Raw genomic sequence first — 16,219 nt, 5'->3', positions numbered from 1 at the left:
TAGGGTTTTTTGCGTCGACGGCATCGGCACTCCCGATGCGCCATCCATCCGGTCATCGAAACGAGGGGAAGTGTCTTGCGGATCCTGTATGTGGGCGATAGCGCCTGTTTGCCTGCCGATCTTTCCGAATACATCAGTTATCTGGGCGACGAATGGCGGGTCGAGACGGTGGCCGATGGCAATGCCGCCATCCATGCCGTGGCCAGCGAGCCGGTGGACGTGTTGATGGTGGGTCCGAACCTGCCGGACATCCCGCCGCCGACGCTGCTCGGACAGGTGCGCACACTGCGCCCGGAGACGATCCGCATCGCACTGCTGGAAGTCGAAGGCGGCAACGTCTCGCCATCGGTGCGGCTGATCGGCGTGGCGCATCGCTTCCTGCCGTTGCCGCTGGCTTCGGAAACCGTGCTCGAGGCGATCCACAGCCTGGAGGAACTGCGCGACCTGCTCGACAGTCCGCGCCTGCGCCGTGCCATCGGCCGCATCGAGCACCTGCCGTCGCCGCCGCACCTGTACTTCTCGCTGACCCGTGCGCTGGAGGAAGACGAAGGCAGCAGTGGCGACATCGCCAGGATCGTCGCCGGCGATCCGGCGATCGCGGCCAAGGTGCTGCAGTTGTGCAACTCCGCGTACTTCTCCAATGGCCGCGCGATCACCGACCTGCGACTGGCGGTGACGCGTCTGGGTCTTGCGACCTTGCGCGATCTGGTACTGGCCAGCGAGGTGTTCTCGATCAAGACCGGTGCCAATGTCGACCGCACCGCGTTGCAGCAGCGCGCGCTGCTGGCGTCGCGGCTGGCGGCGAAAATCCTGCCGCAGTCCAGTGCCGAACTCGGTGCGACCGCCGCGCTGCTGGCCGACATCGGACTGCTGCTGCCGGGCGTGCGCGACGAGCGCGATCCGCCGGGCGACGGCGAACCCGACGAACGCCCGGGCCATGCCGAGGCCGGCGCGTACCTGCTGGGCCTGTGGGGATTGCCGATGCCGATCGTCGAGGCGGTGGCGTTCCATCGCCAGCCGCAGCGGTCGAGTCTGCGCAGTTTCTGGGTGCCCGGCGCGGTGCACGTCGCCGGAGCGCTGGCGGGCAACGAGCCGGTCGACGAGCACTATCTGTCGTCGCTGGGGGTGCTGCATCAGTTGCCGGGGTGGCGCGAAATGGCGGAGACGATGTCGGATCGGATGGCGGCCGCTGCGGCTTGATGTGGCGGTGAGTTGGCGAGCTCATTGGCGGCCCACGTGCCAAGTGGACGTTGCCTTGTCTTTGCCGGAACAGTTCCCGTTTTGTTTCTAAGCCGTCATTCCCGCGTCCTTCGAGAGGCTCAGGATGAGCGAGGCGGGAATCCAGTGACGTGCTTCTTGCCCTTGTGCAGCAGAGCTTGCTCTGCTGCTCTTTGCTGCAAAGAGCAAAGCTTCCGCCCGCTACGCGTGCGGGTCACTTTCTTTTGCTGACCCAAAAGAAAGTAACCAAAGAAAAGGGTCTTCCCCGATCAGAGCTAACGTTTCTGTTGGTAGTGTCCGGAGATTTTCCGACTCGCCCTCCATGGCTCGGTCGGAAAACGGCGGCCATCCATGGCCGCCGCCCTCCGGGTCTATGGAGTGGCTCGGATTGCTGGTAGTTCGTGCCAACAAATAACAGATAACAGCTAAAGCCAGCAATCGTCAGGCTGCGACGAACAACCAAACGCTGCAATCAGATTTCAGGCGAGAACAAGAACTCCGGCAACGACGAAAGCGGCACCGAACCAGTGCCCATCGGGTGCAACGTCAGCCAAGCCGGCTTCGGGCCCTTTCTTTGGTTACTTTCTTTGGGCCAGCAAAGAAAGTGACCCGGGCGCTTCAGCGCACGGAAGCACTTGATTTTGCTCTCATCGGCAGGTGATCTGGCTCGCAAGCCGGCGAACGACCGCGCCGCGAACGTGGCGGGCTTCATGCGGAAACCCGACCTGAAAGGTCGGCAAACGCTGAGCTATCTCGAGCAAAGTCGCTGGATTCTCGCCTCGCTCATCCTGAGCCTGTCGAAGGATGCGGGGATGGCGGCTTCAAGGCGAGGGGCAGGGGAGCAAGATCCGCTCCACAGCAGCAGGAAGAACAGCAGCAGGGTCATTCCAGCGCCATCACCCCATCATCTTGAACAACGACAACTGCTGCATCTGCATGAACACCATCTGCGCCGCCTGCAGCGCGGTGTTTTCCATTTCGAAGCGGCCGATGGCCTCGGCCCAGTTGAGGTCGCGCAGGGTCGACAGGGTGTCCTTGAAGGTGATCGCGTTGGCTTCGCGCAGGCTGGCGGCGCTGTCGAGCGCCGACAATTGCGCACCGCCGCTGGCGCGGGCGTCGATCATCCTGTTCTGCGCGGTGGCCACGTCGCGCATCGAAGCCTGCAGGGCATTCTGCATTTCGGCCCTCTGCACGTCGGTGGTCGGGTTGCTATCCAGCGCGCCGATCAGGTTCTGCACCGTGGCGAAGATGTCGCGGTTGCCGGAAGCGCCGATCTCGAATGCGTCGCCGGCGGCCGGGTTGCCGTCGATCTTCATCTGCACGCCGGCAAAGGCGATGCTTTCACCCTTGGCGTAGGTGCCGGTGCCGATCACGGCGTTGCCGGCGTCGCGGATCTCGTAGGTGGTGGCGCTGGTGAAGGCGACCTGGTAACTGCCGCCATTCCATGCCGCTGAATCGATGACGCTGAAATCCATCAGCAGGCCCGTGCCGATGTTGCCAGCCAGCGCGCGTCCATCGATGCGGCCATCGCCGGTGCGCAGGCGCATGAAAATCTCGCTGCCAGGCAGGGTGTCGGAGACGAAGGTGTCCGGCGCCACTTCGATTTCGCGCTGGGTCTGGTTGCCGCTGTACACGGCATTGCTGCCGGCGATCGCGAACGGCGCGCTGCCGTCGTCGGTGCCGCCGAACAGATAGCGCCCGGTGCCATCGGTGCTGTTGGCCAGGTCCAGCAGGCCGGCGTGGATCGCCTTCAGTTCCGTGCTGATCGCCTTGCGGCTGTCGTCGCCGAGCGCGGGATTGTTGGCCTGTACGGTGAGTTCGTGGATGCGCGCCATCACTTCGCCGACGCGGGTCAGCGCGCTTTCCTGCAGGCCGAGCCGGTTCTCGACGGCATTGGCATTGAGTGCGTAACGTTCGAGTTCGGCCAGCGCGCGATCCAGCCCGACGGCGGTGCCGGCGGCGACCGGATCGTCCTTGGCGGTGACCAGGCGCTGGCCGGTGGCGAGCTGCTGCTGCGTGTGCGCCATCTTCGCCTGCTTGGCCAGCAGCGAATTGATCGACTGCTGGTACAGCATGCCGGTGGAGATGCGGGTGTTCATCGACGCACCGCGCCAAGCAGAGACTGGAACAGGGTGTCGGCCGTGGAAATGATCTGCGAAGCGGCTTGGTAGGCCTGCTGCAGGCGCATCAGGTCGGCGGCTTCCTCGTCGAGATTGACGCCGGAAATGCTGTCGCGCGCGGCCAGCGCCTGGTCGTGGATGACCTGCTGCGCCTCAGCCGAATAATCCGCCTGTCGCGCCGCCGAACCGACCGAGGTGGTGAGACCGCCGATCGCGCCGTTGAGCGTCAGCGTGCCGCCGTTGAGCGCGCTGGCATCGTCGAGGTTGGCCAGCAGTTTGGCGTTGCCGTTGTCGCTGGAACCGGTGCCGCTGGCGCCGATGGTGAAATTGTCGCCAGCGGCGGGTGCGCCATCGAGCGTCACGCTCCAGCCGTTGTGGCTGATGACCTGGCCCGCTGCGTAGGCGAACGGGCCGGCGCCATCGATCGTGTACTGGTTGGCGCCGATGAAGTCGATCGCGACCGTGTCGAGCAGGTTGGCATTGCCGGCGTCGGTCACCTTCAGCCCGCTGAGCTTGCCGTTGCCGCTGTTGGCCAGGTCGGCGCTGCCCTTGACCGGAGTGGCGGCGGCGACGCGGCCCGGATCGGTGATCGCGACCGAGATCGCGCCGGCAGCACCGGCAGTCGGCTGCAGCAGGAAGCGATCGTTGACCGCGGGCGCGCCGCCGCCGAGCACCAGTTCGATACCGCCGACAAGCAATGGATCGGCAGCGGTGCCGGTACCGGTGAGCGGCACGCTGGCGCCGGTGTCGGCGCGGGTCGCTCTCCATGCGGTGCCATCGAATTGCAGAATCACGTTCTGGCCATCGAGCTGGCTGGTGTCACCCAGCGTCGCCTGCAAGGTTGCGGTGCCGGTGTTGCCGGCATGGCCGGATGCGGTCGGCGGCGGCAGATTGAAGAAATCGCCACCCATCTGTCCGTACAGATCCATGCCCGCGGCATGGCCCTGGTTGAAGGTGTCGGCCAGTGCCATCGAGATCCGTCCCAGCTCGGCCAGTGCCGGATCCAGCACGGTGCTGCGGAATTCGATCAGGCCGCCCATCTGGCCGCCCATGCCGTTCCTGCCGAAGGTGATGCGCTGGCCGTTGGTTTCCAGCGCCACCTGCAGCCGTTCCGGCCGGTAGGGATCGGCGGTGGTGACCAGCGTGCTGGCGCTGGCGCCGACGACCAGCGGCTGACCACCGGCGCTGAATACGTTGATCTGGCCGCCGTCCTGGCTGATCGCGTTGCCGCCGGTGTAGCCGACGAGTTGTGCGATCAGCTGGTCGCGGCGATCGAGCAGGTCGCCGGACGCCTGGCTGGCGTTGCTGCCGATCCTGCCGTTGAGGTTGGCGATCTCGGCGCTGAGCCGGTTCACCTCGTCGACCCCGGCGATCAGGCCGTTGTTGACCTCGGCATCGAGCGAATCGAGATGACCGTCGATCTGGTTGAAGCGGGTGACCAGCGATTTCGCCTGCGCCAGCAGGTTCTCGCGTTCCGCCGACGAAGCGGCATTCGACGACAACGCGCTGACCGAATCGAAGAAGCCCGACCACGGTCCGCTGATCCCGGTCGCCTTGTCCGACAGCAGGCTGTCGATGCGGCTGGACAGCACCGACAACTGCTGCAGGCGATTCAGCTCGCCGCCGCTGTCGAGCAGGCGCGAGGTCGCCAGCGAATCGGCCATGCGCCGCACGTCGACGATCTGCACGCCGTTGCCCTGGTAGCCGTAGCCGTGGGCGCTGGCATCGCGCGCCGCGAATTCGGTGCGCTGGCGCGAATAGCCCTCGGTGTTGATGTTGGCGACGTTGTGGCCGACGGTGGACAGTGCGCGCTGGAAGGCGAGCAGGGCACCACTGCCGATGTTGAGAAGATTGGACATGGCGTTCCTCGGTCAGCGTGGCAGCGGCAGGTGGCGCAGGGCCGTACTCGCCACCGTGGTGGCCGCCGAACCGATCGCCGACAGCACCTTGTCCAGCGTCGGGCCGGTGGCGATCGAAGCGATCTTCGATGCGTACGATGGATCGGTGGCATAGCCGGCCCGTTGCAGGCCCTTGGCGAAACCATGGATGTCGGTGCCGGCGGCCAGCGCCTGCTGGTAGCGCGGGCTGTTCTTCAGCAGGCGCACGTAGTCGGCGAAACTTTCCGCAGGCGAGCCGTAGGCGCGGAAGTCGGCACTTTCGTTCTGCCTGACGCCATCGCGATATTCGTGGGTGCCGGTGCGCACGCGTTCGCCGCTCCAGCCGGTGGCCTTGATGCCGAACAGGTTGTGCGAACTGCCGCCGTCGTCGCGCTGGATGCCGCGTCGACCCCAGCCGGTTTCCAGTGCCGCCTGCGCGACCAGCGCGCGCGGGTCCACGCCGAGTTCCTTCGCCGCATCCTGCGCGTGCGGCCAGATCTGCGCGACGAAATTTTCCCGCGATCCGGGCGCGTAATCGTCCGGGTCGACCGCGGCCATGGCTTCGACCTGCGCGCAGGCTTCGGACGGCGTTGCCGCTGCGTGCAGTTGCCGCAGCAGCGGCGACATCAGGCTCGCGGAAAGGTCGGAGTCACCTGCGCTGGCAGTACCGGCAGCGTCGCGTCCGGAAATGGCATCAAGCATCTGCGCCGTTTCGCCACCGGGCATCAGCCGGCGATACTCCGACAGGCCCATCGCCGCGGTGGCTTTCGATGGCGTGGGCGTGGCGCCGCCGAGCTGGCGCGCGATCATCGGCGCCAGGCCCAGTCCGTCGCCCTGGGTCATTGCCTTGGCGAGCTGCTGGTCGTACATGTCGCGGAACATCTGGTTTTCGCCAGGAAACAGCGAGTCGCCGAAACTGGCGTCGCGCATGCACTTGATCAGCATCTGCGCGAACTGGCCTTCCAGCTGGCGCGAGACTTCCTGGATGCGCGCCGCATCGGGCGCCTGCGTGCCGCCCAGCGATAACGTCGGCTGCAGCGCCTTGTTCAACGCCAGGTCGGGCAACGGGCTGTGCAACGACAGGCTCATCAGATCACCTCGAGCTCCGCGCGCAGCGCACCGGCCTGCTTGAGCGCTTCCAGGATCGCGATCAGGTCGCCGGGCGCAGCGCCGACTTCGTTCACGGCGCGCACGATCTCGTCCAGCGTCGCGCCGCCTTCGAACTTGAACATGCGGCTGCCCTCGGCATCGATCGCCACCGACGACTGCGGCGTCACGACCGTCTGGCCGCGCGAGAATGCATCGGGCTGGCTGACGTTGGCCGATTCGGTGATGGTCACGGTCAGCGAGCCGTGGGTGATCGCCGCCGGCATCACCCGCACCTGCGCGCCGATGATGACGGTGCCGGTGCGGGCGTTGACGATCACCTTGGCCGGTGCGGTGCCCGGCGTCAGTTCGAGATTTTCAACCTGCGCCAGGAAGCCGATGCGCGCACCCGGATCGACCGGCGCGCGCACCGCGACGGTGACGCCGTCGACGGCATGGGCACTGCCGGCGCCGAAGCGCTGGTCCAGCGCCGCGACCATGCGCGAGATGGTGGTGAAGTCGCCACGATGCAGATTGAGCGTGACCGCGTCGCCGGTGTTGAGCGCGTCGGGCAGGGCGCGTTCGACGATCGCGCCGTTGGGAATGCGGCCGACGCTGGGTACGTTGACCGACACGCGCGAACCGTCCTTGCCGTTGGCGCCGAAGCCGCCGACCACCAGGTTGCCCTGCGCGATCGCGTAGACCTCGCCATCGGCGCCGCGCAGCGGCGCCATCAGCAGGCTGCCGCCGCGCAGCGAGACCGCGTTGCCGATCGACGACACGGTGATGTCGATCGGCTGGCCGGGTTTGGCGAACGGCGGCAGATCGGCGTGGATCGCGACCGCGGCGACGTTCTTCAATTGCGGATTGACGTTGGGCGGAATGTTGACGCCCAGTTCGCCCAGCATGTTCTTCAGGCTCTGCACGGTGAACGGCGCCTGGCTGGTGCGGTCGCCGGAGTTGTCCAGTCCCACCACCAGGCCGTAGCCGACCAGCGGATTGCTGCGCACGCCGCCGACCTGGGCCAGGTCCTTGATGCGCTCGGCCGGCGCCGCGCCGGCGAACAGCACGGCGAACGAGAGCAGGAGGCAGCGGACAGGCAGCGTCGGTTTCATGGCGGGCTCAGTTCGGGAAGATCGGCGAGTTGAAGAAGCGGCCCAGCCAGCCCATCGAATTGGACTGCGCGATGCTGCCGCGGCCACCGTAGGCGATGCGCGCGTCGGCGACCTTGCTGGAAGGCACGGTGTTGTCGGGACCGATGTCGGCGGCGCGCACGACGCCCTGGATCTGCACCAGTTCGTCGCCCTGGTTCAGGCGCATGTTCTTCTGGCCCTGCACCACCAGGTTGCCGTTGGGAAGGCGCTGGATCACGGTTACAGTCAGGCTGCCCTGCAGGCGGTTGCTCTGCGCGCTCTTGCCGTTGCCGGCGAAACCGCGCTCGCCATTGATCGAGGCGCTGAGCAGGTTGCGGCCGTTCCAGGTCACCGGCGCGCCGGCGATGTTGGGCGCGGCCAGTTCGATCTCGGTCTGCTTGTCGACCGAAGTGGTGGCGCTGGTCTGCGCGGTGGTGTTCTCGACCAGTGCGATCGTCAGCAGGTCGCCGACATCGCGCGCGCGCCGGTCGGAATACAGGCTCAGGCCGGGGCCGGCGCGATAGATCGCACCGGGCGTGGCCGCCAGTTGCGGCGCCATCACCGGCTGGATCGGCTGCATCGGTGCGTACGGCCGTACATCGCCAAACGAACGCGCGCAGCCGCCGAGCAGCAGCGTGGCGACGATGACGGCAAGCAGCGGGACGGATCGGTTCATGGCCGGCCTCAGACGTTGTTGTTGAGATAACCGAGCATGGAGTCGGTGGTGGAGATCGCCTTGGCGTTCATTTCGTAGGCGCGCTGGGTCTCGATCATGCTGACCAGCTCCTCGACCACGTTGACGTTGGAACCTTCCAGCGAACCCTGCACCACGGAGCCGAGTCCATTGAGGCCGGGGGTGCCGTTCTGCGCGGGGCCGGACGCGGTGGTTTCCACGTACAGGTTCTCGCCCTTGGCCTGCAGACCCGAGGGATTGACGAAGTCGGTCAGGGTCAGCGCGCCGATCTCCAGCGCCTGCGCCTCGCCGGCCATGGTCACGCTGATGGTGCCGTCGTTGCCGATGGTCATCGACTGCGCGCCCTCGGGAATCTGGATGCCCGGCTGCACCGGGTAGCCGCTGTTGGTGACCAGCTCGCCCTGCGCGTTGATCTGGAACGAGCCGTCGCGCGTGTACGCGGACGAGCCGTCCGGCAGCAGCACCTCGAAGAAGCCTCGGCCATTGACCATCACGTCCAGCGAGCGCCCGGTCTGCTGCGGATTGCCCTGCTGGAAATCCTTCGACGTCGAAACCACGCGTACGCCGGTACCCAGCTGCAGGCCCGACGGCAACTGCGTCTGCTGCGAAGTCGAACCGCCCGGCTGGCGCACCTGCTGGTACAGCAGGTCCTCGAAGCTGGCGCGATCGCGCTTGAAGCCGGTGGTATTGGTGTTGGCCAGGTTGTTGGAAACCACCGACATGCGCGTCTGCTGCGCGTCCAGTCCGGTCTTGGCGACCCATAGGGCTTGGTTCATGGTGGGAGTCCTTTGACGGCGGTTATTCGTTATTGGTGATTGGTGATTGGTGATTCGTAAAAGCGGGTTGCGATGGAGGTCAGGCAAGTCCTGTGCCGAAGACGGTGACGTCGATCCGTCGCGGTCGTCGCGAATACGCCTGCAACCGCCGAATTCATGACTTCTTGAAAGTCAGGAAGCCGACGCAAGGCGCTTTTACGAATCACGAATCACCAATCACCAATCACCAATCACCAATCACCAATCACCAATCACGGCCCTTCATCCCCCCAGCCGCAACAGCTGGTTCGACGACTGCGCCATCTCGTCACCGCTGCGGATCACTTTCACCTGCATCTCGAACTGGCGTTGCAGCTGGATCATCTGCACCAGTGCGGTGGCGGCGTTGACGTTGCTGCCTTCCAGTGCGCCGGTGGTGAGGCTGTTGCCATTGGCCTGCGGCAACGCGGCCTGCGGATCGGTGCTGCGCATCAGGCCGTCGCCGCCGCGTCGCAGCTGCTCCGGCGTCGCATCGACGATGCGCATCCGGCCCACCATCGCCATGGTCTGCGGGCCTTCGCCCTGGGCAATGATCGAAATGGTGCCGTCGTTGCCGACGTCGATCGACTGATGCGGCGGGATCGCGATCGGCGCGCCGTTCTCGCCCAGTACCGGACGGCCGCCGGCGGTGACCAGCAGGCCGTTCGGCGTCACGCTCATTTCGCCACCGCGCGTATAGGCCTGGCTACCGTCTTCGGCCTGCACCGCCAGCCAGCGATCCTGGCGCAGCGAAATGTCGAGTGCATTGCCGGTGACGATCTGCGCGCCTGGACGCGCGTCGAAACCCGGCTCGACCAGCACCGCGTTCACCCGCGAAGGAAAGCCCTCGCCCTGGATGCGGAACGCTTCGGTGGCCGCCAGCGCTGCCTTGAAACCCTTGGTGTCGGCGTTGGCGAGGTTGTGCGACACCGCGCCCTGCGCCTGCAGCGAGGCACGCGCACCGGTCATCGCGACGTAGAGGGCTTTGTCCATTGGGGGCCGTGATTGGTTATTGGTGATTGGTGATTCGTTATTCGTGATTCGGTAGAGCTTCGGAACGGGAGGGATTCGGCTGTTGCGAATCACCAATTACCAATCACCAATCCCGAATCACGCGCGTCAGCGGATGTTGATGACCGTCTGCGTGATCTGGTCCTGCGTCGACAACATCTGCGAGTTCGCCTGGAAGTTGCGCTGCGCGACGATCATGTTGACCAGCTGCTCGGTCAGGTCGACGGTGGACGCTTCCAGTGCGCCCGAGGCGACCTGTCCGAAGTCCGACGTGCCCGGCGCGCCGGTGCGCGGTTCGCCCGAGGCGAAACTGTGCGTCCAGGTGTTGTTGCCCTGCGACACCAGGCCTTGCGGATTGGTGAAGTTGGTCAGCGCCACCTGGCCGACGGCGCGGTCGACGCCGTTGGAATAGCGTGCGTACACCACGCCTTCCGGCGACACGCTGAATTCGTTGAGCTTGCCGCTGGCGTAACCGTCCTGGCGCTGGTCCTTCTTGGCGAAGTTCTCGCCGTACTGGCTGGTGCCGGTGATGTCCAGCGTCATGTTGAGCACGCCGGCACCGGTGGTGGGCGTGAACGGCGCCAGGGTGATGCGGCCGTTGGCCGGCAGCGTCAGCGCGCCGTTGTTGTCGAACTGCGCGGTGGTCGGCGCACCCATCGAGGTGCCGTCCACGTACACGTGTACCTGCCATTCGTTCGGGGTGGCGGTCTTCACGTAGAACACCGATTGCGAATGCGCCACGCCCAGCGAGTCGTACACCGTCACCGACGTGGTCTCGTTGTAGCTGTTGCCGTCGAGCGGATCGAACGGCGCGATGGTGGGCTGCGCGGCGTTGCCCGGCAATGTCACGCCCAGGTTGACCATCGTGGTCGGGCTGGGCGGACTGTCGCTGGTCAGCAGCTGCAGGTCGACCAGGTTGCCGGTGTCGAAGCCGGTGCCGTCGGCGCGCGGCGGGAATGCCTGCAGCCGATAGCCTTCGGGCGTGGTGACGAAGCCGTTCGGATCGCGCTGGAAGTTTCCGGCGCGCGTGTAGACGTTGCTGCCGTTGTTGCTGACGGTGAAAAAGCCTTCCTGGTCCACCGCCAGGTCCAGGTAGCGCCCGGTCTGGTTGATGTCGCCCTGCGAGAACTGCTGGGCGACGTTGGTCAGGCGCACGCCGGCGCCGATGCCGGTGCGCAGCAGGCCATAACCGGTGGTGGAGAACACCTCGGCGAATTCGGCGCGCGACTCCTTGAAGCCGGTGGTGCCGACGTTGGCGATGTTGTGCGAGGTGACATTGAGGTCGGCGTTGGCCGCCTTCATGCCGGAGAGCGAACTGTTGAAAGCCATGGTGGACTCCTTGGGTGTACGACCTTGGATGACTCAGGCGTGGACGGGAAATCGATGTGGTTCGACGTGCGGATCGACGTGGCGTATCAGCCGGCCCTGGCGCCGCCGACGCGCAGCACGTAGTCCAGCGGCGCGGTGCCCAGCCCGGGAAGATTGAGATAAAGCCCGTCGGAACCGATCGTCACGCTTTCCACGATCGAGTCGACATAGGTGTTGAGCGTGGTGGCGGTGCCGGAACTGCCGAGGTGCGTCGCCTTGATCGCATAGTTGCCGGCCGCCATCGCTTCGCCCTGCGCGTTCTTGCCGTCCCAGCCGAACCTGACCTCGCCTTTGGCGTCGGCGGCGACCTCGATCTGTCGCACCACCGCGCCGCTGGCGTCGGTGATCTCGACCGTCACGGTGCCCGCGCCCGGCGCCATCACCACGCCGCTGGCGACGCCACCTGCCGCGAGCGCGACCTGTTCCGAGGGCACCAGTACTTCATGCCCGACCAGCGCCGCGCCCTTGAGCACCTGGTCGCCAGTGAGCGCGTTGCCGAACCCCTGCACCGCGGTGTTGAGATCGCTGATGCCCTGCACGGTGGAGAACTGCGCGAGCTGGCCGATGAATTCGCTGTTGGACAACGGCTTCAGCGGATCCTGGTGCTTGAGCTGCTCGGTCATCAGGCGCATGAATTCGGCTTGGCCGAGCGCGTCGTTCTTCTTGCCGGCCGCGGTGCCGGGATTGGCATTGAGTGCGGCGAAAGGATCGCCATTGACGGCGGTGGTCATGCGGGTGCTCCCGGGGAATTCTGTCAGCGGCCCATCGACAGGGTGGCCAGCGCCAGTTCCTTGGCGGTGTTGAGGACTTCCACGCCGGCCTGGTAGCCGCGCGAAGCGGAAATGAGGTTGACCATCTGCGCCACCGGATCGACATCCGGCGCGTATACGTAGCCGTCGGCGTCGGCCATCGGATGGCCGGGCTCGTAGCGCTTGATCGGTGGCGCGTCGCTCTGGGTGATTTCCTTGACCCGAACGGCGGTCAGCGTGCCGTCGTCGGACAGCGGCTGCGCCTGGAAGATCGGTTCGAGCGGGCGATAGACCGTGTCGGCCGAGGACGCGATCGAATCGGCGTTGGAAAGATTGCTGGCGATGGTGTTGAGACGCACCGACTGCGCCTGCAACGCGGAGCCGGCGACGTCGAAGATCGGCAGGTTGCTCATGGCTTATTGCCCCGTGATCGCGGTCAGCATTCCGCGCACTTTCGATTCGAGGAAGCTGAGCGAGGCGCGGTATTCGAGTGCGGCACGGCCATAGGCGGCGCGCTCGGTATCGGCATCGACGGTGTTGCCGTCGAGGCTGGGCTGCACGCCCTTGCGCTCGAAGGTATGCACACCGACGTCCAGCCCGTCGATATGACGCGCATCGGTGCTGCGCATCGGCGCGCCTGCCTGCGCAGCGTTCTGCAGCACAGCGTCGAAGCTGATGTCCTTGGCCTTGTAATTGGGCGTGTCGGCATTGCCCAGGTTGCTGGCGATCACCTGCATGCGCTGCTCGCGCAGCGGCAGCGCCGCGGCGTGGACGCCGAAGTAGGACGAGATGGGATCGTTGGCCATTGGTGCGCTCCGGCAAAACCGTTGCCAGCAGCGAGGCAAGACGTGTGCCAGAACGGGGGTGCCGGATATCTGGCGCCGGTTACTTCTGGCGCCGTGCCGCGCATTGCTGTTGCTCTGGCTACTGCCGTTGATCTTGGCACGAGCACCAGCGATCCGAGCCACTCCATAGACCCGGAGGGCGGCGGCCATGGATGGCCGCCGTTTTCCGATGGAGGCAGGATGCCGACTCGGAAAATCTACGAGGGCTACCAACCACAACGTGAGCTCTGATCGGGGAAGGGCCTTCTCTTTGGTTACTTTCTCTTGGCCCCATCAAGAGAAAGTGACCCGCACGCGGAAGCGGGCGGAAAGGCCGACCCGCAAGGGTTGGGGAGTTGCGTCGCTGCCATCGGTCCTCTGCTCTACCGCAGCGGCAAAAGCTTCCGCCCGCTGCGCGTGCGGGTCACTTTCTTTTGATGACCCAAAAGAAAGTAACCAAAGAAAAGGGTCTTCCCCGACGGAGCTCCCGTTGCACCTCGTAGTCGTCGGGGATTTTCCGACTCGCCATCCATGGCTCGGTCGGAAAACGGCGGCCATCCATGGCCGCCGCCCTCCGGGTCTATGGAGTTGCGATGCGGGTGCTCGCGTCGTCCAAAAGCAAACCCTTGGTGCAGCCACCAGGCCTTAGCTAGCCAACCCCGCCACCACCCGCAACCTCGCCAACACATACTCCGCCAACTCATGCGGGCTGTACTTGGCGACGAACGCATTGGCGCCGACACGCTCGACCATGGCGTTGTTGAATACGCCCGACAGCGAGGTGTGCAGCAGCACGTACAGGCCGGCCAGGCCTGGATGGCGACGGATTTCCGTCGTCAGCGTGTAGCCGTCCATCGCCGGCATCTCGATGTCGGAGATCACCATCGCATAGCGTTCGGCCGGGTTCTCGCCGCCTGCATGGATCTGCAGCAGGTGGTCCAGCGCCTGGCGGCCGTCGGACAGCAGGGTGGCGCCGACGCCGAGCTGGTCGAGCACGCTGCGGATCTGCGAGCGGGCGACGCGCGAGTCGTCGACCACCAGCACCTGCAGAGTGTTGCCGGCCGGGAGGGCCATTTCCGGCGCCAGTGGCGCGTCCATGCGCGCCTGCAGGATGTCGGCCAGCACGCTTTCCACGTCGATCACCTGGATCAGCTCGCCCTGGAAACGCGTCACCGCGGTCAGGTAGCTGGCGGCGGCGGTGCCCAGGTCCGGCGGCGGATGGATGTCCTCGACGGCGATGTTGACGATGCGCTCCACGCCGCTGACCAGGAAACCCTGGATCGAGCGGTTGAACTCGGTCACCACCAGGTAATCGGGCAGGTCGTCGGTTGCCGGGTCGCGCTCGGGATGGGAAATGCTCAGGCCCAGGTCCAGAACCGGTACCGAGCGCCCACGCACGTCGGCCACGCCGGCGAACTGCGAAGGCAGCCCGGGTAACTGGAACATCGGCGGCCGCCGCAGCACTTCCTGCACCTTGAAGACGTTGACGCCAAAAAGCTGGCGGCCGCCGAGCCGGAACAGCAGCAGGGCCAGCCGGTTGTGTCCGGCCAGGCGCGTGCGCTGGTCGATGCGGTTGAGCAGGTCCTGGGTCATGCAGGCTTATCGACACGGCCCGGCGAAGACTTGAGGACGCCGTGCGCTGCAAATGCGTGGGTGCGGCGCGACGTTGCGTGATTGCACGACACGCCCCCGCAACGGCACGTCGCTTGCATCCGCTGCTGCGAGGAATCGTCGGAGCCACCGGATGTTGCGAATCGCCATGCTGTTGACCGGGTTGCTGGCGATGCCGGCTGCCGCGGCAACCGATTTCCAGCCGGTCGAATCGATCCGCAGCGCCGCGCTTGCCGCGCTTGCGCTGGCGCCTGGCGCGGATGCGGAGGCGACGCTGGACCCCGCACTGCGCCTGCCGCGCTGCGCGGGCGATCTCGTCGCCCGCGCCAGCAGCGCCCATTCGGTGGAGGTCAGCTGCCCGCAGGACGCCGGCTGGCGCCTGTTCGTGCCGGTGCGGGTGCGGCGCAGCCAGACCGTGCTGGTGCTCAGTCGTGGCGTCGGCGCCGGCCAGGTGATCACCGCCGATGATTTCGTTGCCGGGACGCGCGATGCCAGCCGCATCGTCGGGGCCGCCATTGGCGATCCGGCCCAGGCGCTGGGCCAGGTCGCACGGCGCAGCCTGTCGGCTGGCAACGTGCTGTCGATGCAGGACCTGGTCGCGCCGCGGCTGGTGCGTCGCGGCGACCAGGTGATGCTGGTATCGCGGCGGGGCGGTGTCGAGGTGCGCATGGCCGGCAAGGCGCTGGCCGATGCCGGCGAGAACGAGCGCGTCACCGTGGAAAGCCTGTCGTCGCGAAGGGCCATCCAGGGCGTGGTCGGGCCGGACGGCGATGTCTGGGTCAACCGATGAGGCCTCGCATGGACCCGGACACCCTAAAGTTGCCCGGATCGCGGCCGCTACCGGACAGGAGCGAGTACGCGATCGCGCGATTCCGCCGGAAACCGTAATGTGTGGACGACGTCACTCAACTTTGTGCCGGCGTGGCCGATAGCCCCAATGAACCCCGCAACAGGTAGACCGAGATGAACCAGAAGATCGAAGGCACACCGCCGCCGGCCATACGCAGCACCACCGCGGCGACCAGCCGCGTGGCCAGCGCGGGCGCCGAGAACGCGCGTCCGGTCGAAGCCAGCGGCGGCGGCGACAGCCTGCGCCTGACCGGCGAGGCAGCCAGCCTGCAGGTGATGCAGCGCGAACTGTCATCGGCATCGGCGGTGGATACCGCACGCGTCGAATCCATCCGCGCAGCGCTGCAGGCCGGTACCTACCAGATCAACGCCGAGGCGATCGCCGACGGCATGCTGGGCCTGGAACGCCAGCTTGGCGCATGAGCGCGGTGATGGCTCCTTTGCTCGACCGGCTCGCCGAAGCGCTCGACGAGGAGCGTCATGCGATCCTCGAACACGACGTGGAAGCGCTGATCCGTTCCACGCAGAAGAAGCTGGAATCGCTGCGCGCGCTGGAAGCGGGCGTACCCGGGTTCCAGCCCGATGCCGCGCTGGTGGCAATCGGCAGCGCCGATGTCGAATCGCGCCTGCAGCAGCTGTCGCAGCTCAACCACGCCAACGGCGCGCTGCTCGCACGCCGCCGTCGCGAAGTGAACTGGGCGCTGCGCCACCTGGGCCGCAGCGAAAGCGCGGTCGCCTACGACGCGCACGGCCAGACCGACAACGTGAAAGCCACGCGCCCGATCGCCGTCGCCTGAATCGTCGTCACGCGCTGCTGCTTGCCGCGCCGCTGGCTCTTGCCGATACTTTCGATGCCGCCCGCGCGCCGCGGGCGAACGGACATCG

At 66.3% G+C, this 16,219-nt stretch carries 16 protein-coding genes; 4 read left to right on the top strand and 12 right to left on the bottom strand.

The genetic code is table 11. The annotated features are described in order from the left end of the window. Positions 1-75 precede the first annotated feature (75 nt). On the top strand, positions 76-1,200 hold the full coding sequence (locus tag IP90_RS09705; protein ID WP_144899430.1) for an HDOD domain-containing protein: 1,125 nt from the start codon (positions 76-78) through the stop codon (positions 1,198-1,200). A 914-nt stretch (positions 1,201-2,114) separates the two neighbouring features. On the opposite strand, the gene flgL is transcribed toward IP90_RS09705, so the two are convergent. The 12 genes from flgL to IP90_RS09645 form a co-directional block, all read right to left on the bottom strand. Then, complete coding sequence (flgL, locus tag IP90_RS09700) at positions 2,115-3,317, bottom strand: flagellar hook-associated protein FlgL (protein WP_144899429.1); 1,203 nt, start codon at positions 3,315-3,317, stop codon at positions 2,115-2,117. Next, positions 3,314-5,197, bottom strand: a complete 1,884-nt coding sequence (gene flgK, locus IP90_RS09695) for a flagellar hook-associated protein FlgK (RefSeq protein WP_144899428.1) — start codon at positions 5,195-5,197, stop codon at positions 3,314-3,316. The genes flgL and flgK overlap by 4 nt, the downstream gene beginning before the upstream one ends. A 12-nt stretch (positions 5,198-5,209) precedes the next feature. Further along, complete coding sequence (gene flgJ / locus IP90_RS09690; protein ID WP_144899427.1) at positions 5,210-6,304, bottom strand: flagellar assembly peptidoglycan hydrolase FlgJ; 1,095 nt, start codon at positions 6,302-6,304, stop codon at positions 5,210-5,212. Further along, a complete protein-coding gene (locus tag IP90_RS09685; protein WP_144899426.1) occupies positions 6,304-7,416 on the bottom strand; it encodes a flagellar basal body P-ring protein FlgI in 1,113 nt (370 codons plus the stop codon). The genes flgJ and IP90_RS09685 overlap by 1 nt, the downstream gene beginning before the upstream one ends. A gap of 7 nt (positions 7,417-7,423) precedes the next feature. Then, positions 7,424-8,110 carry a flagellar basal body L-ring protein FlgH gene (gene flgH / locus IP90_RS09680; protein ID WP_144899425.1) on the bottom strand — a complete coding sequence of 229 codons (687 nt, stop codon included), beginning with the start codon at positions 8,108-8,110 and terminating at the stop codon, positions 7,424-7,426. Between the two features lie 8 nt (positions 8,111-8,118). Further along, the gene (gene flgG / locus IP90_RS09675) at positions 8,119-8,904 is read right to left on the bottom strand and encodes a flagellar basal-body rod protein FlgG (protein ID WP_144899424.1); all 786 of its coding nucleotides are present in this window, start codon (positions 8,902-8,904) and stop codon (positions 8,119-8,121) included. Between the two features lie 261 nt (positions 8,905-9,165). Further along, the gene (locus IP90_RS09670; RefSeq protein ID WP_144899423.1) at positions 9,166-9,915 is read right to left on the bottom strand and encodes a flagellar basal body rod protein FlgF; all 750 of its coding nucleotides are present in this window, start codon (positions 9,913-9,915) and stop codon (positions 9,166-9,168) included. 126 nt (positions 9,916-10,041) lie between these two features. Then, a complete protein-coding gene (flgE, locus tag IP90_RS09665; protein WP_144899422.1) occupies positions 10,042-11,262 on the bottom strand; it encodes a flagellar hook protein FlgE in 1,221 nt (406 codons plus the stop codon). A gap of 86 nt (positions 11,263-11,348) precedes the next feature. Then, positions 11,349-12,032, bottom strand: coding sequence for a flagellar hook capping FlgD N-terminal domain-containing protein (locus tag IP90_RS09660; RefSeq protein WP_144899421.1), 684 nt, complete (start codon positions 12,030-12,032; stop codon positions 11,349-11,351). Positions 12,033-12,055: 23 nt separating this feature from the next. Next, positions 12,056-12,463: a flagellar basal body rod protein FlgC gene (gene flgC / locus IP90_RS09655; protein ID WP_144899420.1), complete on the bottom strand. Its 408-nt coding sequence runs from the start codon at positions 12,461-12,463 to the stop codon at positions 12,056-12,058. A gap of 3 nt (positions 12,464-12,466) precedes the next feature. Further along, complete coding sequence (flgB, locus tag IP90_RS09650; RefSeq protein WP_144899419.1) at positions 12,467-12,856, bottom strand: flagellar basal body rod protein FlgB; 390 nt, start codon at positions 12,854-12,856, stop codon at positions 12,467-12,469. 663 nt (positions 12,857-13,519) lie between these two features. Continuing rightward, positions 13,520-14,467: a chemotaxis protein gene (locus IP90_RS09645; protein ID WP_144899418.1), complete on the bottom strand. Its 948-nt coding sequence runs from the start codon at positions 14,465-14,467 to the stop codon at positions 13,520-13,522. A gap of 151 nt (positions 14,468-14,618) precedes the next feature. Here IP90_RS09645 and flgA point away from each other — a divergent pair, with 151 nt between their 5' ends. The 3 genes from flgA to IP90_RS09630 all read left to right on the top strand — a co-directional run bounded on the left by flgA (position 14,619) and on the right by IP90_RS09630 (position 16,131). After that, entirely contained in the window at positions 14,619-15,275 is a 657-nt protein-coding gene (gene flgA / locus IP90_RS09640; protein WP_199753444.1) for a flagellar basal body P-ring formation chaperone FlgA, read from the top strand. A 173-nt stretch (positions 15,276-15,448) separates the two neighbouring features. After that, positions 15,449-15,757, top strand: coding sequence for a flagellar biosynthesis anti-sigma factor FlgM (gene flgM / locus IP90_RS09635; protein WP_144899417.1), 309 nt, complete (start codon positions 15,449-15,451; stop codon positions 15,755-15,757). Beyond that, the gene (locus IP90_RS09630) at positions 15,754-16,131 is read left to right on the top strand and encodes a flagellar protein FlgN (protein ID WP_144899416.1); all 378 of its coding nucleotides are present in this window, start codon (positions 15,754-15,756) and stop codon (positions 16,129-16,131) included. Before flgM ends, IP90_RS09630 begins: the two co-directional genes overlap by 4 nt. Positions 16,132-16,219 lie beyond the last annotated feature (88 nt).

It is taken from the genome of Luteimonas cucumeris, assembly GCF_007830035.1.
Taxonomy (GTDB): domain Bacteria; phylum Pseudomonadota; class Gammaproteobacteria; order Xanthomonadales; family Xanthomonadaceae; genus Luteimonas_C; species Luteimonas_C cucumeris.
The sequence above is the reverse complement of the archived record's forward strand: the minus strand, read 5'-3'. Positions and strand labels throughout refer to the sequence as shown.

Coding starts and splice junctions, on each gene's coding strand:
- flgG (WP_144899424.1), bottom strand. CDS start 8,904: ATGAACCAAGCCCTATGGGTCGCCAAGACCGGACTGGACGCGCAGCAG.
- flgM (WP_144899417.1), top strand. CDS start 15,449: ATGAACCAGAAGATCGAAGGCACACCGCCGCCGGCCATACGCAGCACC.
- flgK (WP_144899428.1), bottom strand. CDS start 5,197: ATGTCCAATCTTCTCAACATCGGCAGTGGTGCCCTGCTCGCCTTCCAG.
- flgB (WP_144899419.1), bottom strand. CDS start 12,856: ATGGCCAACGATCCCATCTCGTCCTACTTCGGCGTCCACGCCGCGGCG.
- flgC (WP_144899420.1), bottom strand. CDS start 12,463: ATGAGCAACCTGCCGATCTTCGACGTCGCCGGCTCCGCGTTGCAGGCG.
- flgA (WP_199753444.1), top strand. CDS start 14,619: ATGTTGCGAATCGCCATGCTGTTGACCGGGTTGCTGGCGATGCCGGCT.
- flgE (WP_144899422.1), bottom strand. CDS start 11,262: ATGGCTTTCAACAGTTCGCTCTCCGGCATGAAGGCGGCCAACGCCGAC.
- IP90_RS09630 (WP_144899416.1), top strand. CDS start 15,754: ATGAGCGCGGTGATGGCTCCTTTGCTCGACCGGCTCGCCGAAGCGCTC.
- IP90_RS09670 (WP_144899423.1), bottom strand. CDS start 9,915: ATGGACAAAGCCCTCTACGTCGCGATGACCGGTGCGCGTGCCTCGCTG.
- IP90_RS09660 (WP_144899421.1), bottom strand. CDS start 12,032: ATGACCACCGCCGTCAATGGCGATCCTTTCGCCGCACTCAATGCCAAT.
- flgJ (WP_144899427.1), bottom strand. CDS start 6,304: ATGAGCCTGTCGTTGCACAGCCCGTTGCCCGACCTGGCGTTGAACAAG.
- IP90_RS09645 (WP_144899418.1), bottom strand. CDS start 14,467: ATGACCCAGGACCTGCTCAACCGCATCGACCAGCGCACGCGCCTGGCC.
- flgL (WP_144899429.1), bottom strand. CDS start 3,317: ATGAACACCCGCATCTCCACCGGCATGCTGTACCAGCAGTCGATCAAT.
- IP90_RS09685 (WP_144899426.1), bottom strand. CDS start 7,416: ATGAAACCGACGCTGCCTGTCCGCTGCCTCCTGCTCTCGTTCGCCGTG.
- flgH (WP_144899425.1), bottom strand. CDS start 8,110: ATGAACCGATCCGTCCCGCTGCTTGCCGTCATCGTCGCCACGCTGCTG.